This is a genomic window from Sphaerisporangium sp. B11E5, from assembly GCF_039871875.1.
Taxonomy (GTDB): domain Bacteria; phylum Actinomycetota; class Actinomycetes; order Streptosporangiales; family Streptosporangiaceae; genus Sphaerisporangium.
Window position 1 is genome coordinate 84,526 of record NZ_JBDPMD010000029.1, and the last position, 20,628, is coordinate 105,153.

General features: G+C 72.0%; 18 protein-coding genes and 1 tRNA gene. 15 read left to right on the forward strand and 4 right to left on the reverse strand.

The features are described 5' to 3' along the window. Positions 1-304: 304 nt before the first annotated feature. From mfd to ABGB17_RS24330, 14 genes are all read left to right on the forward strand, one after another. Positions 305-3,853, forward strand: a complete 3,549-nt coding sequence (gene mfd, locus ABGB17_RS24265) for a transcription-repair coupling factor (RefSeq protein ID WP_347633313.1) — start codon at positions 305-307, stop codon at positions 3,851-3,853. 79 nt (positions 3,854-3,932) lie between these two features. Continuing rightward, entirely contained in the window at positions 3,933-4,589 is a 657-nt protein-coding gene (locus ABGB17_RS24270; protein WP_347633315.1) for a SurA N-terminal domain-containing protein, read from the forward strand. Beyond that, positions 4,586-5,554 carry a MazG family protein gene (locus tag ABGB17_RS24275; protein WP_347633317.1) on the forward strand — a complete coding sequence of 323 codons (969 nt, stop codon included), beginning with the start codon at positions 4,586-4,588 and terminating at the stop codon, positions 5,552-5,554. The genes ABGB17_RS24270 and ABGB17_RS24275 overlap by 4 nt, the downstream gene beginning before the upstream one ends. 164 nt (positions 5,555-5,718) lie before the next feature. Next, positions 5,719-6,996, forward strand: a complete 1,278-nt coding sequence (gene eno / locus ABGB17_RS24280; protein ID WP_347633319.1) for a phosphopyruvate hydratase — start codon at positions 5,719-5,721, stop codon at positions 6,994-6,996. A 66-nt stretch (positions 6,997-7,062) separates the two neighbouring features. Continuing rightward, entirely contained in the window at positions 7,063-7,479 is a 417-nt protein-coding gene (locus ABGB17_RS24285; RefSeq protein ID WP_347633321.1) for a septum formation initiator family protein, read from the forward strand. Positions 7,480-7,489: 10 nt separating this feature from the next. Continuing rightward, complete coding sequence (locus tag ABGB17_RS24290) at positions 7,490-8,026, forward strand: DUF501 domain-containing protein (protein WP_347633323.1); 537 nt, start codon at positions 7,490-7,492, stop codon at positions 8,024-8,026. After that, entirely contained in the window at positions 8,023-8,946 is a 924-nt protein-coding gene (locus tag ABGB17_RS24295) for a Ppx/GppA phosphatase family protein (RefSeq protein WP_347633325.1), read from the forward strand. Before ABGB17_RS24290 ends, ABGB17_RS24295 begins: the two co-directional genes overlap by 4 nt. Next, positions 8,943-9,089, forward strand: a complete 147-nt coding sequence (locus ABGB17_RS24300) for a hypothetical protein (RefSeq protein WP_347633327.1) — start codon at positions 8,943-8,945, stop codon at positions 9,087-9,089. The genes ABGB17_RS24295 and ABGB17_RS24300 overlap by 4 nt, the downstream gene beginning before the upstream one ends. Continuing rightward, a complete protein-coding gene (locus ABGB17_RS24305) occupies positions 9,086-9,880 on the forward strand; it encodes a uracil-DNA glycosylase (RefSeq protein ID WP_347633329.1) in 795 nt (264 codons plus the stop codon). The genes ABGB17_RS24300 and ABGB17_RS24305 overlap by 4 nt, the downstream gene beginning before the upstream one ends. Before the next feature lie 59 nt (positions 9,881-9,939). Continuing rightward, positions 9,940-11,298, forward strand: a complete 1,359-nt coding sequence (locus ABGB17_RS24310; protein WP_347633331.1) for an NAD(P)/FAD-dependent oxidoreductase — start codon at positions 9,940-9,942, stop codon at positions 11,296-11,298. Between the two features lie 255 nt (positions 11,299-11,553). Beyond that, positions 11,554-11,626, forward strand: a tRNA-Leu gene (locus tag ABGB17_RS24315). A 655-nt stretch (positions 11,627-12,281) separates the two neighbouring features. Continuing rightward, the gene (locus ABGB17_RS24320) at positions 12,282-13,073 is read left to right on the forward strand and encodes a Bax inhibitor-1/YccA family protein (RefSeq protein ID WP_347633333.1); all 792 of its coding nucleotides are present in this window, start codon (positions 12,282-12,284) and stop codon (positions 13,071-13,073) included. Positions 13,074-13,291: 218 nt separating this feature from the next. After that, positions 13,292-13,525, forward strand: coding sequence for a DUF4287 domain-containing protein (locus tag ABGB17_RS24325; RefSeq protein ID WP_347633335.1), 234 nt, complete (start codon positions 13,292-13,294; stop codon positions 13,523-13,525). 78 nt (positions 13,526-13,603) lie between these two features. Then, complete coding sequence (locus ABGB17_RS24330; RefSeq protein ID WP_347633337.1) at positions 13,604-14,014, forward strand: PPOX class F420-dependent oxidoreductase; 411 nt, start codon at positions 13,604-13,606, stop codon at positions 14,012-14,014. Between the two features lie 5 nt (positions 14,015-14,019). Here the strand turns inward: ABGB17_RS24330 and ABGB17_RS24335 are convergent, their stop codons facing one another. From ABGB17_RS24335 to ABGB17_RS24345, 3 genes are all read right to left on the reverse strand, one after another. Then, positions 14,020-15,240: an acetyl-CoA C-acetyltransferase gene (locus tag ABGB17_RS24335; RefSeq protein WP_347633339.1), complete on the reverse strand. Its 1,221-nt coding sequence runs from the start codon at positions 15,238-15,240 to the stop codon at positions 14,020-14,022. Positions 15,241-15,401: 161 nt separating this feature from the next. Further along, positions 15,402-16,754, reverse strand: coding sequence for a PQQ-binding-like beta-propeller repeat protein (locus ABGB17_RS24340; protein WP_347633341.1), 1,353 nt, complete (start codon positions 16,752-16,754; stop codon positions 15,402-15,404). Between the two features lie 53 nt (positions 16,755-16,807). Next, positions 16,808-17,845, reverse strand: a complete 1,038-nt coding sequence (locus ABGB17_RS24345) for an SGNH/GDSL hydrolase family protein (protein WP_347633343.1) — start codon at positions 17,843-17,845, stop codon at positions 16,808-16,810. Positions 17,846-18,121: 276 nt separating this feature from the next. Between ABGB17_RS24345 and ABGB17_RS24350 the strand changes: the two genes are divergently transcribed. Continuing rightward, entirely contained in the window at positions 18,122-19,498 is a 1,377-nt protein-coding gene (locus ABGB17_RS24350) for a cystathionine beta-synthase (protein WP_347633345.1), read from the forward strand. Positions 19,499-19,532: 34 nt separating this feature from the next. Here the strand turns inward: ABGB17_RS24350 and ABGB17_RS24355 are convergent. Then, positions 19,533-20,628: MMPL family transporter (locus tag ABGB17_RS24355; RefSeq protein WP_347633347.1), on the reverse strand; the 1,096-nt coding region annotated here is incomplete at its 5' end.

Below are 20,628 nucleotides of genomic sequence, written 5' to 3' on the forward strand. Positions count from 1 at the left end.
GTAGGGGATTTACCATACGCGGTCGGCGGCGGCCCTCCAGCGGCCCGCCCGTAATGTGGCGTTATTTCAATAGATGGGGGAGAGAGCCGGGCGGAGAGGTGGTTCACGGCGTGGCGCGGTCCGTGGGGAAGTAGCCTTGAGGAAGCCCCGGCGGTCCGACGGACCCGGGGATCACGCGTGCCGCCCCTGCGCTGTGGCCGGCCGGTGGCGCGCGGCCAAGTCGCCACGTGGAACGTTCGCGGCCGTACCAGGCCGTCCGCGAGGCGAGCAGAGGCGAGCGTGACCTTGTGGGGGCATTTCTGAAATGAGTCTTTCCGGACTGCTCGACCTTGTCGTGGCCGAACCACCCCTCGCCGGCGTGCTGCAACGCACCGGGGAGGACATCGACCTGATCGCGCCGCCCGCTCTGCGCCCGTTCGCGGTGGCGGCCCTGGCCCGGCACAGGCCGGTGCTGGCGATCACGGCCACCGGCCGCGAGGCGGAGGACCTCGCCGCCGCGCTCACCGGCCTCGTCGGCGAGCACACCGTCGCGGTCTTCCCCGCCTGGGAGACCCTGCCGCACGAGCGGCTGTCCCCTCGCAGCGACACTGTGGGCCAGCGCCTCGCCGTGCTGCGCAGGCTGGCCCACCCGGTGCCGGGCGACCCCGCCGCGGGCCCTCTCGGCGTGGTGGTGGCCCCGATCCGCGCCGTGCTGCAGCCCTTGGTGACCGGCCTCGGCGATCTCACCCCGGTACGCCTGCGGGCGGGCGACGACGCCGAGCTCGACGAGGTCGTGGACAACCTGGTCGCCGGCGGGTACCACCGGGTGGACATGGTGGAGAGGCGCGGCGAGGTGGCCGTGCGCGGCGGCCTGCTCGACGTCTTCCCGCCCACCGAGGAGCACCCGCTGCGCCTGGAGTTCTGGGGCGACACCGTCGAGGAGATCCGCTGGTTCAAGGTCGCCGACCAGCGTTCCCTGGAGGTCGCGCAGGACGGCCTGTTCGCCGCGCCGTGCCGCGAGCTGCTGCTCACCGACCAGGTCAGGGCCCGCGCCGACGATCTCGCCGAGCGCTACCCGGCGCTGAAGGAGATCCTCGACCAGCTCGCCGACGGCATCCCCGTGGAGGGCATGGAGGCCTTCGCCCCGGCCCTCGTGGACGGCATGGAGCTCCTGATCGACCACCTCCCGGCCCGCGCGTCGGTGTTCGTCTGCGACCCCGAGCGCATCCGCGGCCGTGCGGTCGAGCTGGTCGCCACCAGCCAGGAGTTCCTCGAAGCGTCCTGGATCAACGCCGCCGCGGGCGGCGAGGCCCCCATCGACCTCGGCGCCGCGGCGTTCCGCACCCTGCGCGAGGTGCGCGACCACGCCCGCGAGCTCGGCCAGCCGTGGTGGACCATCGCGCCGTTCGCCGCCACCGACGGCGAGGGCACGGGCCGTCCCGCCGACGAGGACGCGCTCGACCGGGGCGACCGGGTGGAGCTCACGGCCCGCGAGGTGGAGTCGTACCGCGGCGACACCCAGCGGGCCCTCGGCGACATCAAGGGCTGGCTCGGCGACGGCCGCGCGGTGGTGCTGCTCAGCGAGGGCCACGGCCCGGCCGAGCGCATCGTGGAGCTGCTGCGCGGCGTGGACGTCGCCGCCCGCCTGGTGCCGGGCCTCGACGAGGCCCCCGGCAGGGACGTGGTGCACGTCACCACCGGCCGCATAGAGCACGGCTTCGTCTCCGCCACGGCCGCCGTGCTCACCCACCTGGACCTCGTGGGCCAGAAGGCGTCCACCAAGGACATGCGCCGTCTGCCGTCCCGCCGCCGCAACATGGTGGACCCCCTCCAGCTCAAGGTCGGCGACCACGTGGTGCACACCCAGCACGGCGTCGGCCGCTACGTCGAGATGGTGCAGCGCTCGGTGCAGGGCGCCACCCGCGAGTACCTCGTGATCGAGTACGCCAAGGGCGACCGGCTGTACGTCCCGACCGACCAGCTCGACGAGGTCACCCGGTACGTCGGCGGCGAGTCGCCCACGCTGAACCGCATGGGCGGCGCCGACTGGGCCAAGGCCAAGTCGCGGGCGCGCAAGGCCGTCAAGGAGATCGCCGGCGAGCTGATCCGCCTCTACAGCGCCCGCATGGCGTCCCCCGGCCACGCGTTCGCCGCAGACACCCCGTGGCAGCGCGAGATGGAGGACGCCTTCCCGTACGCCGAGACCGGCGACCAGCTCGAAGCCATCGACGAGGTCAAGCGCGACATGGAGCGCTCGATCCCGATGGACCGGCTGATCTGCGGCGACGTGGGCTACGGCAAGACCGAGATCGCGGTGCGCGCGGCGTTCAAGGCCGTGCAGGACGGCAAGCAGGTCGCGGTGCTCGTGCCCACCACCCTGCTGGTGCAGCAGCACCTCTCGACGTTCGGCGAGCGGTTCGCCAGCTTCCCCGTGGTCGTGCGGCCGGTGTCGCGGTTCCAGAGCGACGGCGAGGTGCGCGCCACGCTGGAGGGCATGCGCGACGGCGGCGTGGACATCGTGATCGGCACCCACCGGCTGCTCAACCCCGACGTGCGCTTCAAGGACCTCGGCCTGATCATCGTGGACGAGGAGCAGCGCTTCGGCGTCGAGCACAAAGAGGCCATGAAGCACATGCGCACCCAGGTGGACGTGCTCGCCATGTCCGCGACGCCGATCCCGCGCACGCTGGAGATGGGCCTCACCGGCATCCGCGAGATGTCCACCATCCTCACCCCGCCGGAGGAGCGCCACCCCATCCTGACCTTCGTCGGCCCGTACGACGAGAAGCAGATCGCCGCGGCCGTACGCCGCGAGCTCATGCGCGACGGCCAGGTGTTCTTCGTGCACAACCGCGTGTCGTCCATCAACCGCGTGGCCGCGCGGCTGCGCGAGCTGGTGCCCGAGGCGAGCGTCGCGGTGGCGCACGGCCAGATGAACGAGTCGCAGCTCGAGAAGATCATGGTCGGCTTCTGGGAGCGCGAGTACGACGTGCTGGTGAGCACCACCATCGTCGAGTCCGGCCTCGACATCCCGAACGCCAACACCCTGATCGTGGACCGCGCCGACAACTACGGCCTCTCGCAGCTCCACCAGTTGCGCGGCCGCGTGGGCCGGGGCCGCGAGCGGGGCTACGCCTACTTCCTGTACCCGCCGGAGGCGCCGCTCACCGAGACGGCGCACGAGCGGCTCGCGACCATCGCGCAGCACACCGAGATGGGCGCCGGCATGTACGTCGCCATGAAGGACCTGGAGATCCGCGGCGCCGGGAACATCCTCGGCGCCGAGCAGTCCGGCCACATCGCGGGCGTCGGCTTCGACCTGTACGTGCGCATGATGGCCGAGGCGGTGCAGGAGCAGAAGGCCAAGCTCGCCGGCGAGGAGGTCGTCGAGGAACGCGCCGACGTCAAGGTGGAGCTGCCGGTCAACGCGCACATCCCGCACGACTACGTCACCTCCGAGCGGCTGCGCCTGGAGGCTTACAAGCGCCTCGCGGCGGTCGGCGGCGACGACGACATCACGGCGGTGCACGAGGAACTGGTGGACCGGTACGGCCGCCCGCCGCAGGAGGTGGACAACCTGCTGGAGGTCGCCCGCTTCCGGGTGCGGGCCCGCAGGGCCGGGCTGACCGACGTCGCGCTGCAGGGGCAGTACATCCGGTTCGCCCCGGTGGACCTGAAAGATTCGCAGCGGGTGCGGCTGGACCGGCTCTACCCGAAGGCGGTCTACAAGGCCGCCGCGGGCACGTTGCTGGTGCCGGTGCCGAAGACCAAGCCGGTGGGCGGCCGCCCGTTGCACGATCTGGAGCTGCTCACGTGGTGCGGCGACCTGGTGGACGCCATGTTCCTCCAGCCCGCTCCGGTGGCCGGACGGTGATCGCCGCGCCCCGGGTACGGCCGGTGACCCCACTCGCGGGTTTGAGTAGAGTTACCCGCGTCTGTTGAAGGGACCTCACGTGAAGTCGAACGCTGTGCGCGTGCTGCTGGCCGCGGTGGCCGCGGGTGTCGCGCTGACCGCCTGCTCCTCGTCCCCGGTCGGGGTCGGCACGGCGGCCACGGTCGGCGACGCCCGGATCACCTCCAAGGAGCTGACCGCGGACGTCACCGAGTACCGTGCCGCGCTGCAGAAGGCCAAGATCCCGGAGAGCCAGCTCCAGATGGAGTCGGTGCCGAAGGCGGTCCTGCTCCAGTTGATCAACTTCCGGCAGTTCGAGCAGTTCGCCGCGCTCAACGGCGTCACGGTCACCGAGGGCGACGTCGACAAGTTCATCGCCGAGCAGGGCGGCCTCGAGCGCATCGGCCCCGCGGCGCTCACGCGTGGCGTGCCGCCGTCGGAGACCCGCCACTGGATCCGCACCGCGGTGATCTACCAGCGGTCCCTGGAGAAGTTCGGCGCCAACCTGAGCGACCAGGCCTCCACGCAGGTCGCGCAGCAGAAGTTGTTCGAGCAGATGGACAAGATCCCGGTCGCGGTCTCCCACCGCTTCGGCGAGTGGAACCTCCAGCAGGGCCTGGTCGACAGCAACCGCTTCGGCACCCCGGCCTCCCAGCCGCCGAACCCGCAGGACCCCGCCGCCGGGCAGCCCGACCAGTCGGGCCAGTCGGGCTCGTGACGCTCGTCCTTGTCACCACCTCGCCGCGGGTGGCGCCCGGCCTGCTCAGCGGCCGGGCGTGGGCGGTGCTCAAGGACGGCCCGGTGCTCACCGGCACGCCCGATCATCCGGCGCTGCCGTACCTCGCCGAGGAGGGCGTCGCCGTCGAGGTCGTGACGCCGGACGCCGCCGCCCTCGCCCGCCGGGGCACCGAGGGCGACGTCGTGTGGCTGGCCTCGCCGGAGGGCGACGAGGCCCTCATGCGCGCCGTCGGCCACGCCGCGCTCGCGCTGCCCGAGCCGCCGGTGATCGAGGTGGTCCCCGGGTCGTACGACCTGCCGGGCTCGCGCGTGCTCGACCTGGTCACCGTGATGGACCGGCTGCGCCGCTCGTGCCCGTGGGACCGCAAGCAGACCCACGAGTCGCTGGTGCCGTACCTCATGGAAGAGGCCTACGAGGTCCTGGAGACCATCGAGGAAGGCGACCACGCGGCGCTGCGCGAGGAGCTCGGCGACCTGCTGCTCCAGGTGGTCTTCCACGCCCGCCTGGCCCAGGAGCGCCCCCCGGACGAGGGCGGCTTCGACGTGGACGACGTGGCGGCCGGCATCGTCGACAAGCTGGTGCGCCGCCACCCCCATGTGTTCTCCGGCACCGCCGTGAGCGGCGCCGACGAGGTCAGCGACAACTGGGACACCATCAAGGCCGCCGAGCGGGCCGCCAAGGGCTGGGAGTCCCTGCTGGACGGCGTGCCGATGGGCCAGCCCGCCCTGTCACTGGCCAACGGCCTGCAGAGCCGCGCCGAGCGGGCAGGCGTGCCGTCCTCGCTGGCCCGCGCCGTCGGCCAGGGCGTCGGCCGCGAGCTGTTCGACCTGGTGGGCCGGGCCAGGGCCGCGGGTCTCGACCCCGAGGCCGAACTGCGCGCCGCGGCCCGCGACTACCGCGACCGGGTGCGCGCCTGGGAGCGTTCGCGCGGCTCCGGCGGGTGACGGAAGGCGGCGCGAGCTGCGATAACGTACCCGGGTGGGGAGCGGTCGCGTGACACGTCGCGGGTCCCGATAGGCTCGTGCGGCAAAACATCCAAAACCACATCGCGCACGATGGCGCGGTGACCGGGGGGCGCCCCCGGCCTGACATCTTCTAGGAGAGCTTCGTGGCTGCGATCGAGGCTGTTACCGCCCGCGAGATCCTCGACTCCCGGGGCAACCCCACCGTCGAGGTGGACGTCCTGCTCGACGACGACAGCGAGGGCCGGGCCGCGGTGCCGAGCGGCGCGTCCACCGGCCAGTTCGAGGCCGTGGAGCTGCGCGACGGCGACGAGCGGTTCGGCGGCAAGGGCGTGCAGAAGGCCGTGCTGAACGTCACCGACGAGATCGCCGCGGAGATCCTCGGCATCGAGGCCACCGACCAGCGCTTCGTCGACCAGACGATGCTCGACATGGACGCCACCCCGAACAAGGGCCGCCTCGGCGCCAACGCCATCCTCGGCGTCTCCCTGGCGGTGGCCAAGGCCGCCGCCCAGAGCTCCGACCTGCCGCTGTTCCGCTACCTCGGCGGCCCGAACGCCCACGTGCTGCCGGTGCCGATGCTGAACATCCTCAACGGCGGCGCGCACGCCGACAGCAACGTCGACATCCAGGAGTTCATGATCGCGCCGATCGGCGCGTCCACGTTCTCCGAGGCGCTGCGCATGGGCGCCGAGACCTACCACGCGCTCAAGAGCGTGCTCAAGTCCAAGGGCTACGGCACCGGCCTCGGCGACGAGGGCGGCTTCGCCCCCAACCTGCCGAGCAACCGCGACGCGCTCGACCTGATCCTCGTGGCCATCGAGAAGGCCGGCCTCACCCCGGGCACCGACATCGCGCTCGCGCTGGACGTCGCGGCCACCGAGTTCCACGAGGCCGGCGTGTACACCCTGGACGGCAAGGGCCACAGCGCGCAGGAGCTCATCGCCTTCTACGAGGACCTGGTCCGCTCCTACCCGCTGGTCTCCATCGAGGACCCGCTGGACGAGGAGGACTGGTCGGGCTGGAAGGCCATGACCGACTCCCTCGGCAGCAAGGTGCAGCTCGTGGGCGACGACCTGTTCGTCACCAACCCCGAGCGGCTGGCCCGCGGCATCGAGCAGGGCGTCGCCAACGCGCTGCTGGTGAAGGTCAACCAGATCGGCACCCTCACCGAGACCCTCGACGCCGTCGACCTGGCCCACCGCAGCGGCTACCGCTGCATGATGAGCCACCGGTCCGGCGAGACCGAGGACACCACGATCGCCGACCTCGCGGTGGCCACCAACTGCGGCCAGATCAAGACCGGCGCCCCGGCCCGCTCGGACCGCGTGGCCAAGTACAACCAGCTCCTGCGCATCGAGGAACTCCTCGATGACACCGCCCGTTACGCGGGTCGCGGAGCTTTCCCGCGCTTCCAGGGCTAGTTTGTTCCTCCTGCGGCCCGCGCCGCCGGACCCCGGCGCGCGGGCCGTACCGACCCTGGGAGGAGCATGAAGAAGCGTCCGCAGCTCACCGGCCGGGCGGCGATCCTCGCCGTCGTGGTCTGCGCCATCGCCATGAGCCTCGCCTACCCGATCCGTGAGTACGTCGCGCAGCGGCGCCAGATCGCCCAGTTGGAGCGGCAGCAGGCCGAGGCGCTCAAGGACCTCGCGGAGCTGGCGGAACGCAGCAAGCAGCTGGACGATCCCGCGTACATCCGGCAGCAGGCCCGGCTGCGGCTGCACTACTGCGGCACCGGCGAGAAGTGCTACGTCGTGCGGGACCCCGCGCGGCAGGCCGGCCGGCCGAAGGCGGGGGCGACCCCGCGGGCCAAGGCGCCGTGGTACCAGACGCTGTGGGAGTCGATCGAGGCCGCCGACCGCGGGGACGGGCGGCGAGTGGAGGCGGGCCGCACACCCGCCCCGTGACGGGAGCGAGATGATGGATCCGGCCGACGCGGCCGCGGTGGAACGGCAGCTCGGCAGGCCGCCCCGGGGGCTGCGCGCGGTGGCGCACCGCTGTCCGTGCGGCCTGCCCGACGTGGTCGAGACGGCGCCGCGGCTGCCCGACGGCTCGCCGTTCCCCACCCTGTACTACCTGACGTGCCCGAGGGCCGCCTCGGCGATCGGCACGCTGGAGTCGACCGGCATGATGGCCGACATGCGGGACCGGCTGGCCGGGGACCCGGCCCTCGCCGAGGCGTACGCCGCCGCGCACGCGGACTACATCGCCCGGCGGGACCGGGCGGCGGCCGAGCAGGGGGTCGAGCCGCTGCCGCGCGGCACGCAGAGCGCGGGCGGAATGCCGGACCGGGTGAAGTGTCTGCACGCCCTGGTGGGGCATGAGCTGGCGGTGCCCGGAAGCAATCCGCTCGGCCGGGAGGCGCTGGACGCGCTGCCCGACTGGTGGAAGGACGGGCCCTGCGTGCAGGGCGTGCCCGTTGTGGCGCACGGGGAGCCGGAGGAGGACGCATGACGCGGGTGGCGGCCATCGACTGCGGGACCAACTCGGTGCGGCTGCTCATCGCCGATCTCGCCGGGCGTGAGCTGTCCGACGTCGAGCGGCGCATGGAGATCGTGCGCCTCGGCGCGGGGGTGGACCGCACGGGGCGGCTGGCCCCCGAGGCCCTGGAACGCACGTTCACCGCGATGCGCGGCTACGCCAAGCTCGTACGCTCGCACGGCGCGACCCGGGTGCGGGTGGTGGCCACCAGCGCCACGCGGGACGCCAGCAACCGGGCCGAGTTCGCCGACGGCGTGCGCGAGATCTTCGGCGTGCGGCCCGAGGTGGTCACCGGGGCCGAGGAGGCCCACCTGTCCTTCCTCGGCGCCACCGCCGGGCTCACCGGGGCGGCGCCGCCGGTGCTGGTGGTGGACATCGGCGGCGGGTCCACCGAGTTCGTGCTCGGCACCGCGGACGTGGACGTCGCCATCTCGGTGGACATCGGGTGCGTACGTCTCACCGAGCGCCATTTCTCCGACGGGGCGACCGGCGCGGCGGTGGCGGCGGCGACCGCGGACATCGACGCGGCCCTGGATCGGGTGGCGGCCGAGGTGCCGGTGTCCCGGGCGCGCACCCTCATCGGCCTCGCCGGCTCGGTCACCACCGTCGCCGGCATCGCCCTCGGCCTGTCCGCCTACGACCCGGCCCGCATCCACGGCTCACGCGTGCCGGCGGCCGAGGTCCACGCGGTGTCCCGCCGGCTGCTCGCCATGACGCACGACGAGCGCGCGGCGATCCCCGTCATGCACCCCGGCCGGGTGGACGTGATCGGCGCGGGCGCGCTGATCCTCGACCGTGTCGTGCGGCGCTTCGGCTTCGACGACGTGCTGGTCAGCGAGCACGACATCCTCGACGGCATCGCCCGCGGCCTCGGCCAGGAGTCCCCGTCGTGACGAGCCCGGACACCCGCCGGAGGGCCGTCCACCGGGAGAGCCGGGTGGGGACCGTCCGCTGGGAGAGCCGGGTGGGGGCCGTCCGCCGGGAGAGCCGGGTGGGGGCCGTCCGCCGGGAGGCGGTCCGGGTGGGGGCGGTGTGAGTTTCGTCCCACCTGGGAGTGGCTGGCCGGAGGATCCGGCCGGTCCTGGCACCCCGGTGGCGCGGACCCCGGAGGACGTGCGGGAGCTGGCGCGGGCCAGCGGCACGCTCGGGGAGCTGACGGCGCGGCAGTCGGTGTGCCGGGCCTGCCCGCGCCTGGTCGAATGGCGGGAGGAGGTCGCGGACGTCCGGCGGCGGGCGTACCGCGACGAGACGTACTGGGGGCGGCCCATCGCGGGGTGGGGCGACGACGCGCCGGGGGTGCTGCTGGTGGGGCTCGCCCCGGCGGCGCACGGCGGCAACCGCACCGGGCGGGTGTTCACCGGGGACCGCAGCGGCGACTGGCTGTTCGCGTCCCTGCACCGCACCGGCTTCGCGGCCCTGCCCACCAGCACGCACGCCGGGGACGGCCAGCGTCTCATCGGCGCCCGCCTGGTCGCCGCCGTCCGCTGCGCCCCGCCCGCCAACAAGCCCACGCCGCAGGAGCGGGCAGCCTGCTACCCCTGGCTGGCGCGTGAGCTGGAGCTGGTGGCCCCGTCGCTGCGGGTCGTCGTCTGCCTCGGCGGCTACGCCTGGCAGGCCGTCTGGCCCGCGCTGAGGGCCGCCGGGTACGCCTTACCCCGCACCCGCCCGCCCTTCGGTCACGGCGCCGAGGTCCCGCTGAGCCTCGGCGGCGCCGCCGTCCACCTGCTCGGGTGTTACCACCCGAGCCAGCAGAACACCTTCACCGGCCGGGTCACCGCGCCGATGCTCGACGCGGTCTTCACCCGCGCCGCGGCCCTGGCCCGTTGATCGACCAAATCAGGAATATCCGATTGGCCCCGAGGCTTGTACGTGACGTAAGCTTGTGAATGGTTTCACAAGCGACCATGCCGCGAAGGGGCACTGACGTGAACCACAAGGCCAAGCACATCCTGATCGTCGGCGGCGGATACGTCGGGCTGTACACCGGGCTCCGGTTGCAGCGCATGCTGCGGCGGGAGCTGCGGTCCGGGAAGGTGCGGATCAGCATCGTCGACCCGCAGTCCTACATGACCTACCAGCCCTTCCTGCCGGAGGCGGCGGCGGGCAACCTGTCCCCCCGTCATGTCGTCACGCCGCTGCGGCGCGTGCTGCCGGGCGTCCGCGTGCTCAACGGCAAGGTCACCAAGGTGCACCACGAGAACAGGTCCGTCACCTTCCAGCCCCTCGTCGGGCCGGCCATGGACCTGGAGTACGACGTCATCGTGATGGCCGCCGGCTCGGTGTCGCGCACGCTGCCGATCCCGGGGCTGGCGGACGCCGCGATCGGGTTCAAGTCGGTCGGCGAGGCCATCGCCCTGCGCAACCGGGTGCTCGGCATGCTCGACCGGGCCGACGCCACCGACGACGAGCGGGTACGGAGCCGCGCGCTCACCTTCGTGGTGGTCGGCGCGGGCTTCGCCGGCGTCGAGGCCCTGGCGGAACTCGAGGACATGGCCAGGGACGCCGTCAAGTACTACGGCACCCTCAGCGAGAAGGACCTGCGCTGGGTGCTGGTGGAGGCCAGCGACCGCATCCTGCCGGAGGTCGGCCCGGAGATGGGCCTGTGGACGCTGGAGGAACTGCGCGCCCGGGGCATCGACGTGAAGATGCAGACGCTCCTGAAGTCCTGCGTCGGCGGGCTCGTGAAGCTGTCGGACGGCGACGAGTTCGAGTCGGCCACCATCGTGTGGACGGCCGGCGTGAAGGCCAACCCGGTGGTGAACGCCGGCGACCTGCCGCTGGACGAGCGCGGCCGGGTGAAGACCACCGCCCAGCTCACCGTGGCCGGCACCGACGACGCGTTCGCCGCGGGCGACGTGGCGGGCGTGCCGGACGTGACCAACCCCGGCAAGTACTGCGCGCCGAACGCCCAGCACGCCGTGCGGCAGGCCAAGGTGCTCGCCGAGAACATCGTGCGCCACCTTTCCGGCCGCCCGCTGAAGACCTACCGCCACAAGTACGCCGGGTCGGTGGCCGGGCTCGGCCTCCACAAGGGCGTGGCCAACGTCTACGGCGTCAAGCTGCACGGCCTCCCGGCGTGGTTCATGCACCGCACCTACCACCTGTCGCGGGTGCCCACCCTGAACCGCAAGGTGCGGGTGGTGGCCGACTGGACGCTCGCGTTGTTCTTCAAGCGGGAGACCGTCTCGCTCGGCGAGATCGAGACCCCGCGCGACGAGTTCCGCGCGGCCGCCGCGACCGGCTGAGGGGACGCCGTCGGGACGGGGTACGGCCCGCGCCGTGTGGCGCGGGCCGTACTGTTCTGTCGGAGGCCTTACAAGGGGAAGCACGGGGGAACGGGGGGCGCGGAGAAAAATGGGCCACTTGAGCGGTCTGTTGTTCATTGCCCGAGTCGTGGGGGCACGCGCCGTATATCGTTATCCAGCGGACTACAGACAGAAGTCGGTAGACGTGGGCTCTGACCCGTTACGCAAGTGTGGTCCGTTACGTATGATTACGGCGCCCCCGTAGCCCAATGGCAGAGGCAAACCCCTTAAAAGGGTTCCAGTGTGGGTTCGAGTCCCACCGGGGGCACCCTCGGCCGTCTAAAGAAACGCCCTGCCGCACATCTCGCCTGAAGTTCCGATATCCTCGATGGTTCAGCACACCCCGTCAGGCTTTATCGCAGGGGTTCTCCGCTGGTCAAGCGCCTGGTTGCTCCCTGTCCCGGGGAAATCGTTACCATTCCGTGCCGATCCGATCCGGCCCTCCCTGGGTGTGCCCCTGCCAGTAAGTGAGTCCTCCGCTAATCCCGCGCTAGTAAGTGAAAAACGGATTATCGCCGAACATAGGGAAATTTCCTCCGTAGAGGTGAATATCGGCCGGGTCCTCTCATCCCCCACGTCCCCGGACGCCGCCCCGTCCCCGCCGCCCCGCCTGAGCCCTTCCCGGGGCGCCCCCGTCCCCGCGCTTCCGGACGTCCGGCGGACCGCCCTCGCGGAGGGTCCGCCGCCCCGCGCGGCCGTGGCCGTCGCGAAGTGACCGAAACGCAATCTGGGGCCTCGGAACTCCTCGCGGGACTCCTTCGTTGTATCCGGTGCCGCTGGACCGATCATCCGGCGGCCTGCCGCGGCCGGCTCCTTCCGGGTGGCCGCGGCTGATGTAATCCTTAAGGAAACTCGCGGCACTCCCTGTGCGGCTCGACCGACTCGACCGAACAGGCTGATCGCAGGTCGCAGTGGAGGCAGTGATGCAGAGCAGGAACCCGGTCATCGGCCGGCTGGGTCAGAACAACCGCCAGCAGTACGGGGCGGGCCCGATGGCCAGCCCGCAGCATCTGCGAGACATGTACGACGCGCCCTCGTACTCCCCGCCGACGGCGGCGCGGCCGATGACGATCGACGACGTCGTCGTCCGCGGTTTCATCACGCTCGGCACCCTGGTGCTCTCCGCGGCCCTCGCCTGGTACTTCAACCTGGGCATCGGCTTCGCGGTCGCGGGCGTGATCGTCGGCCTGGTGCTCGGCCTGATCGTCTCGTTCCGGCAGAGCACCAACCCCGTGCTGATCCTCGGCTACTCCGTCTCGTACGGCGTGGCCATCGGGGTGATCAGCCGCTTGTACAACACGGCGTTCGACGGCATCGTCATCGCCGCCGCGTTCGGCACGATGGTGGCGTTCGGCGGCGTGCTGGCGGTCTACGCCCTGAAGATCTTCCGGCCCACGCCGAAGTTCACCAAGTTCGTCATCGGGGCGGCGTTCGCCGCCATGGGCCTGATCGTTCTCAACCTGATCTTCGGTCTCTTCGTGCCGGGCGGTCTCGGCCTGCGCACCGACAGCCCGCTCGGCTGGATCTTCAGCATCGCGATGATCCTGCTCGGCTGCTTCTTCCTGCTCCTCGACTTCGACGCGGTGGAGCAGGGCCTGCGGGCCGGCGTGCCGGAGAAGTACTCCTGGCTGATGGCGTTCGGCCTCACGGTGAGCCTCGTCTGGATCTACCTCGAGATCCTTCGCTTCCTCAGCTACTTCTTCAACAACGATTAACGGCTGATTTCGGGCCTCATCCACTCTGGCATACCGTGTGCCCCGCCGGTCCCCGGCGGGGCACACGCTTTGCCGGGACCCAGGTGAACCTTTGGTCGTCGCACGCTCCGCCACCGACGATCTACGTTTTGTAAGAGAAGGCTGGCCATTTGGGGCTTGCCATCGGAGCCTCGGTGATGCAGTGTCGTCCCAAAGAGGCTTCACTCATGGAGGTGCCCATGTCGTTGAACCACTCACCGGAGATGCAGAACAAACTGATCGCCAGGGTTCCGGACATCACCGGACGCGCACTCCCAGAGTGGTTCCAAGCCATCGACAACGGCCCGGCTTTCCTACGGTGTGACGAGCGGGCTAACTGGCTCGCCGACGAGCACGGGCTCACCCACGGCTACGCCGCCGCGATCGTCATCGAGCACGAGCGGAACCGCCGTTCCCGCATGGGCTTCCTGTAGCCCCTGCCCACCCCAGTGCGCCCACGCCGCCCAGTGGCGTGGGCGCTGTTCTGCCGGATGATCGGTCATCATGGGCACATGGATCTCGACAAGGCCCGTGATTTCATCAGGAACAACCACCGCGCGGTGATTCAGACCTGGCGCGCCGACGGCCACCCGCAGATGTCCCCTGTGGTCGTGGGCATCGACGCCGAAGGCTACGCCGTCGTCAGCACCCGCGAGAGCGCGGCCAAGGCCAAGCAGCTCCGCCGCAACCCCGACGTCTCCCTGTGCGTGATGGTCGACGCGTTCCTCGGGGAGTGGGTCCAGATCGAGGGGGTCGCCGAGGTGATCCCCATGCCGGAGGCCGAAGAGGGCCTCGTCGAGTACTTCCGCGCGGTCTCGGGTGAGCACCCGAACTGGGACGAGTACCGCGAGGCGATGCGGACGCAGCGCAACGTGCTGGTCCGCATCAACATCAAGCGGGCCGGCCCCGACTACATGGGCTGAGCCTCCTAACTCAGGCGCTCCAGCAGCATGGCCATGCCCTGGCCGCCGCCGACGCACATCGTCTCCAGCCCGATCGTCTTGTCGTGGAAACGCAGGCCGTTGAGCAGGGTCGAGGTGATCCGGGCGCCCGTCATGCCGAACGGGTGCCCGACGGCGATGGCGCCGCCGTTGACGTTGAGCCGGTCGAGGTCGATGCCGAGCTCCCGGTAGGACGGGATCACCTGGGCGGCGAACGCCTCGTTGATCTCGACCAGGTCGACGTCGTCGATGGACATGCCGGCCCGGCTCAGCGCCTGGCGGGACGCCTCGACCGGGCCGAGGCCCATGATCTCCGGCGACAGGCCGGTGACGCCGGTGGACACGATGCGGGCCAGCGGCGTGATGCCGAGCTCGGCGGCCTTGACGTCGCTCATCACGATCACCGCGGCGGCGCCGTCGTTGAGCGGGCAGCAGTTGCCCGCGGTGACCGTGCCGTCCGGGCGGAACACCGGCTTGAGCTGCGACACGGCCTCGTACGTCGTGCCCGGCCGCGGCCCGTCGTCCTTGCCGACCACGCTGCCGTCGGGCAGCGTCACCGGGGTGATGTCCTGCTCCCAGAAGCCGTTGGCGAGGGCCTTCTCGGCGAGGTTCTGCGACCGCACGCCGAACTCGTCCTGCTCGCGGCGGCTGACGCCCTTGATCTGGGCGACGTTCTCGGCGGTCTGGCCCATCGCGATGTAGACGTCGGGCAGCTCGCCGTTCTCACGCGGGTCGTGCCACTCGGCCGCGCCGCCGGCCGCCCGCGCGTCGGTGCGCTCCTTGCCCCGCAGGAACAGCGGGTTGGTGGTGTCCGGCAACGAGTCGCTGCTGCCCTTGGCGAACCGTGAGACGGTCTCGACGCCGGCCGAGATGTACACGTCGCCCTCGCCCGCCCTGATGGCGTGGAAGGCCATGCGGGTGGTCTGCAGCGAGGAGGAGCAGTAGCGGGTGACGGTGGTGCCGGGCACGTCGTCCAGGCCGAGCAGCACCGTGACCACCCGGGCCATGTTGAAGCCCTGCTCGCCGCCGGGCAGGCCGCACCCCAGCATGAGATCGTCGACGTCGTGCGGGTCGAGTTGCGGCACCTTGTCCAGCGCCGCCTTGATCATCTGAGCGGTCAGGTCGTCGGGACGGATGTCCTTGAGCGACCCCTTGAAGGCTCGGCCGATCGGCGAACGTGCGGTCGCGACGATTACTGCCTCGGGCATCTGGCTCTCCTGGGTTCGTGGCAGGCTCCCTGTTGCGGAGGTTACCGCGCCGTAGTGCGGATACCACGGCCGGGGCCGCCAGAAACAGAACTTTGTACTACAGCACAGGCGCCCCCTGCCGCGTCGCGACGGCAGGAGGCGCCACTCGCCCGCGGCGCGGGTCAGCCGTACATGCCCGGTGTGGTGCCCGCGGCGTCCCTGACGGCGTGCAGGCCGCCTTTCTCGTCGCGCCACAACCGCCAGCCGTCCTGGCTGCCGGTGAACCACTGCGGCGGGACGGCGCCGGAGGCCGCCCGCGCGCCCGTCGCGAGGTCGAACTCGCACAGCGACGCCACCGGGTAGAAACCCTGGGTCTCCTTGACCAGCGCCAGCGGCTTGGGATCGGTCACGCAGAACGACCAGCCGCGCTGACCGGCGACCGGCACCGGCCGCCCCGAGGCCAGCTCGAAGGACGCCCCGGGGCGGCTCGGCTTGAGGAAACCGAGCCGCGTCATGTCGCGCGGGAACGCCAGCCACCAGCCGGTGCCGGGCACCTGGTCGGCGGTGATCTGCCCGAGCACCCGCCCCGAGCCGGGGTCCAGCCGGGCGAAGCCGCCGTACCGGCCCTGCTCGTCCACCGGGCGCACGACGGGGGCGAACCCGGGGCTGCCGCTCGGGTAGACACGCACGACCGAGGGACGCAGCCAGTTGACCGTGCCGTCGGCGAGCCGCACCGAGAAGACGCCGAACGTCGAGGCGCGGCCGGTGCGCGGGCTGGTGTACGGGGCGACGTAGCCGATCAGGTCGCCGCCCGCGGCGCCGAACGACCACCCGCCGGACATGTCCACCCCGGGGGCCAGCGCCTGCTCCACGGGCAGTTCCCAGATCGTCTTGCCGGTCTTGAGATCGTGCGCGGACAGGGCGGGGTGCTTGGCGAGGCGCAGCACCACGACCCGGGAGGCGTCGGACCACTCGGCCTCGGCGATGCCGGGCAGCCGCCACACCGCCGCGCCGGTGAGCGGGTCGAGCACCACCATGCGGGCGCCGGCCAGCGCGGTGTGCTCGGACACGCAGAGGTACGGCCCGCAGCGCTGCGGGCCGAACGTCGAGCGCACCGGGCGGGTCCACAGCTCACGCCCGGTGCGGGCGTCTGTGGCCACCAGCAGGGCCTCCTTGCCGCCCGGCCCCCCGGGGGCGGCGGCCGCCACGACGCCCTGCCCGCCGGCCGTCTGGACGGCGGCGGGCGGCGGCACGCCCATGCCGGGCAGGCGCCCGGCGAGCGTCGCGGGCCGCCGCCACGACACGCGGCCCGCGGTGAGGTCGAGCGCGACGGTCTCCAGGGTGCCGTCCGGCTTCATCGAGGTCACCGCGGCGACCCCGGCGGCCACGGCGGCGCGGCTGACGGCGTTCACCTCGGTGTTGTGCCAGGCCGGTCGGGGCGCCTCGGCGGCCGCCCCGCTGCCGGAGCAGCCGGCGAGGGCGAGGGTGGCCGCGAGCGCGACGACCGGTGTCGCGAGAGGCCGGATCACGGGCATTCCACTCCAATGCGGGGAGAAAGTGACGACCCCGTCGCGGAGTGTGACCGGATCTAGGCGCCGTGGGGCATCGCTCCCGGCCGTCGGCGAAGTAGCGTGGCCCATCTTCCGTAGGGGCCGGTCGCCCGGCCGGCGACGCGGGCCGCGGTGACCTCGGTGCCGGGCTCCTCCGCGGCGATGGCCGCCGCGAGGTAAATCGGTTGCGATCCCTCGCCGCGCTCCGGCTGCGGTTCCGGCCGCAGCCCCAACGCGGCGCATACAGACGGTAGCACCGCGTGTGCGGCGCGTTCATAACCTCTGGCAGATGGGTGGAAACGATCGGGTCCGAACATTTCGCCGGGATATGAGGCGAATTCCGGGCCGAGCAGGTCGGCGAACGCCACCGTGCGTCCACCCTCCTCGATCACGCCCACGGTCTGCGCCGCCGCGAGCTGACGGCTCCACACGCGGGTCATCCACCGCAACGGCTGGCCGATGGGCCGTACCGTGCCGAGGTCGGGACAGGTGCCCACCACCACCTCCGCCCCGGCCTCCCGCAGGCGGCGCACGGCCTTCTGCAGGTGCCGCACGGCGTGCGCGGGCTTGGTCTTGGTGGTCACGTCGTTGGCCCCCACGAAGATCACCACGACGTCGGGCTCGGCCTTCAGCGCCCGGTCCACCTGCCAGACCAGATCGGCGGACACCGAGCCGGACCGGCCGTGCACACCGAGCTTCACCGGGCGGCCCGACACCTCGGCCAGGCCGCGGGCGATCACGACGCCCGGGGTGGTCTCAGGGCCGTCCATACCGAGGCCGACGGCCGTGGAGTCGCCCAGCATGACGAGCCTGATGGGGCGGCTCGCCTCCGCGCCCGGATCACCCGGGTCGCGAGGGTCGTGCCACTCGCCGTACAGGCCGTCGGCCGGCGGGCCGTCCATGCCGTACCTCGTGCCGATGGACTTGCGTGCGATCAACGCTTCCACTTGGAGCAGCCCGTACACCGCCACGCCGAGCGCGGTGACCCCGCCGCCTCCCACGGCGGCGGCTGTCGCGATCCGGCGGGCCGCTCGCGCGGTTCCCGGCGTCCACATCTCCTTCGTCAGTCCTTCCACGGTGACCAGTAGATCCTTCGCCCCGTGCCGCCTCGATGCTTTCCGGGGTGGCGGCCGGGCTCCTCAGGGGGCCCCCGGCGGTCCGTCGTCCATGGTCGCCGCTCCTCCGGGTGGACGGGGGCGGGACTCGCGGGACATGTCCGCTGCTGTCGTAGTCGTGACGGTACGGTGAGGAGTTGAACGGCCGGGGAACAGCCACCAAGCTTCGCCAGTCCGGCCGGCTAGGCGACCAAGCTCGCAAATCTTGCAATTCATGTGATCGAGGAGACATTCCCGGTGCGCGTACACAACTCGCTCATCGAGCTCATGGGCAACACCCCGCTCGTCAAGCTGCACAAGGTGACGGCGGGACTGCCGGCCCAGGTTCTCGCCAAGGTGGAGTACTTCAACCCCGGCGGTTCGGTGAAGGACCGCATCGCGCTGCGCATGGTGGAGGCCGCCGAGCGCTCGGGCGCGCTGCGTCCCGGCGGCGTCATCGTGGAACCCACCTCGGGGAACACCGGGGTGGGGCTGGCCATCGTGGCCCAGAACAGGGGCTACCGCTGCCTGTTCGTGGTGCCGGACAAGGTGGCCGCCGACAAGATCGCCGTGTTGCGCGCGTACGGCGCCGAAGTGGTGGTGTGCCCGACCGCGGTGTCCCCCGACCACCCCGACTCGTACTACTCGGTGTCCGACCGCCTGGCCCGTGAGGTGCCGAACGCCTGGAAGCCCGACCAGTACTCCAACGAGGAGAACCCGGCCAGCCACTACCACTCCACCGGCCCGGAGATCTGGGAGCAGACCGAAGGCCGGATCACCCATTTCGTGGCCGGCATCGGCACCGGCGGCACCATCAGCGGCACCGGCCGCTACCTCAAGGAGGTCTCCGGCGGCCGCGTGCAGATCATCGGCGCCGACCCCGAAGGCTCGGTCTACTCCGGCGGCACCGGCCGCCCGTACCTGGTGGAAGGCGTCGGCGAGGACATCTGGCCCGCCACGTACGACACCACCGTGGCCGACCGCGTCATCGCGGTCTCCGACAAGGACTCCTTCGGCATGACCCGCCGCCTGGCCCGCGAGGAAGCCCTGCTGGTCGGCGGCTCCTGCGGCATGGCCGTCGTGGCCGCCCTCCGCGTCGCCGCCGAAGCCGGCCCCGACGACGTGATCGTCGTCCTCCTCCCCGACGGCGGCCGCGGCTACCTCTCCAAGATCTTCAACGACGACTGGATGGCCGACTACGGCTTCCTCACCACGACGAGCGACGAGGCCCTGGTGGGCGACGTCCTCGGCCGCAAGGGCCCCGGCCTCCCCGAGTTCGTCCACACCCATCCCCACGAGTCCGTCAGCACCGCCATCGCGATCATGCGCGAGTACGGCGTCTCCCAGCTCCCCGTCATGAAGGAGGAGCCCCCCGTCATGGCCGCCGAGGTGGTCGGCTCCATCGTCGAACGCGACCTGCTGGAGGCGCTCTACCACGGCCGCGTCAAGGCCGAGGACCCCATCGCCGACCACATGTCCGCCCCCTTGCCGACCATCGGCTCCGGTGAGCCCCTGTCCGTCGCCATCGAGGCCCTGGAGAAGGCCGACGCCGCCGTGGTCCTCGACGACGGCAAGCCGGTGGGCCTGATCACCCGCCAGGACCTCCTGGCCTTCCTCGCCGGCAACAACAACTGACCCACCCCTTTGGCCCGTCCCCGCCGGGGGCCCTTCACCTCACGAAGGCGCCCCCACCGGCCTCGCGTCTCGCGGAGGAGGGAGGTGGGGGCGTGTCGGGCCACCAGGCGCGTTCGCCGAGAAGCGTGGTGAGTGTGGGGACGATGATCAGGGCCAGGGCGGTGCCGCCGATGGTGAGCATCACGGCGGAGAGCAGGTCGTAGGTACCGGCGATGAGAGCGCCGGATGCCAGGAGGACGGCCAGGGCGGGTGGGCCGGCGTACTTGACCGACAGGGACGCGCTGGTGCGGGGGGCGCGGCCGGTGCGGGTGGTCTCGCGTACGCGGGCCAGGATCAGCAGGGCGGCGCAGACGTTCGTCACCAGGGTGAAGAAGAAGACGGTCAGTTGGCCGCGCGGGGTCACGGCCACCGTGCCGGCGCCCGACGCGACCAGCAGCGCGCCCGCCGTGATGTAGACCGGCGCGATCAGGGTGCGCAGGGCCAGCGCCAGGACCAGCGCGGTCAGTACCCCGGCCACGGCGACGACCACCAACGGTGGGGGGGACCGGGTCAGCAGCACGCCGGTCACGGGCAGTGCGGCGATGAGCGACGCCGCGAGGGCCGTCCATGGGCGGGGGCGGGCGGCCACCGACAGGCCGAGCCGGGCGGTGACGGGCGGGGGGTCGCCGCCGCGGCGCCGGCGCGGCGGCCACGCCAGGGTGTCGCCGAGTACGGCGAGCAGGGCGGGCAGCAGCGTGAGCGGCACGAGGGCGGCGGCCGCCGCCGTGACGGCGAGCGCGGGGCCGAGCCCCCCGGTCCCCGCGTCGACCAGCGGCAGCGCGGCGCAGGCGACCGCCCAGGCCGCGCAGGTCGTCGCTATGACGCCACCGGTCCGCTCCAGCGCGGTCCGCACGGCGTCGTCCGCCCGGTCTCCCGCCGCCAGCCGCTCCCGGAACCGGTGGACCAGCACGACGGCGCCCCCGGCCGCCGCCCCGTAGGCGAACAACGCGGGCGCCCCCGCGTACCCCAGCGCCGCGCCCCCCGCCGCGCCGGCCGCCCGCCCCGCCGTCGCCGCCACGACCACCGCCCCCACCGCGACCGGCGACCGCAGGAACCCCGCCAGCGCCAGCAAGGCGACCCCCACCCCGGCC

Bases quoted from the DNA above. Each gene is read 5' to 3' on its own strand.
- mfd (WP_347633313.1), top strand. From the start codon at position 305: ATGAGTCTTTCCGGACTGCTCGACCTTGTCGTGGCCGAACCACCCCTC.
- ABGB17_RS24285 (WP_347633321.1), top strand. From the start codon at position 7,063: ATGAAGAAGCGTCCGCAGCTCACCGGCCGGGCGGCGATCCTCGCCGTC.
- ABGB17_RS24290 (WP_347633323.1), top strand. From the start codon at position 7,490: ATGATGGATCCGGCCGACGCGGCCGCGGTGGAACGGCAGCTCGGCAGG.
- ABGB17_RS24295 (WP_347633325.1), top strand. From the start codon at position 8,023: ATGACGCGGGTGGCGGCCATCGACTGCGGGACCAACTCGGTGCGGCTG.
- ABGB17_RS24310 (WP_347633331.1), top strand. From the start codon at position 9,940: ATGGTTTCACAAGCGACCATGCCGCGAAGGGGCACTGACGTGAACCAC.
- ABGB17_RS24320 (WP_347633333.1), top strand. From the start codon at position 12,282: ATGCAGAGCAGGAACCCGGTCATCGGCCGGCTGGGTCAGAACAACCGC.
- ABGB17_RS24325 (WP_347633335.1), top strand. From the start codon at position 13,292: ATGTCGTTGAACCACTCACCGGAGATGCAGAACAAACTGATCGCCAGG.
- ABGB17_RS24330 (WP_347633337.1), top strand. From the start codon at position 13,604: ATGGATCTCGACAAGGCCCGTGATTTCATCAGGAACAACCACCGCGCG.
- ABGB17_RS24335 (WP_347633339.1), bottom strand. From the start codon at position 15,240: ATGCCCGAGGCAGTAATCGTCGCGACCGCACGTTCGCCGATCGGCCGA.
- ABGB17_RS24340 (WP_347633341.1), bottom strand. From the start codon at position 16,754: ATGCCCGTGATCCGGCCTCTCGCGACACCGGTCGTCGCGCTCGCGGCC.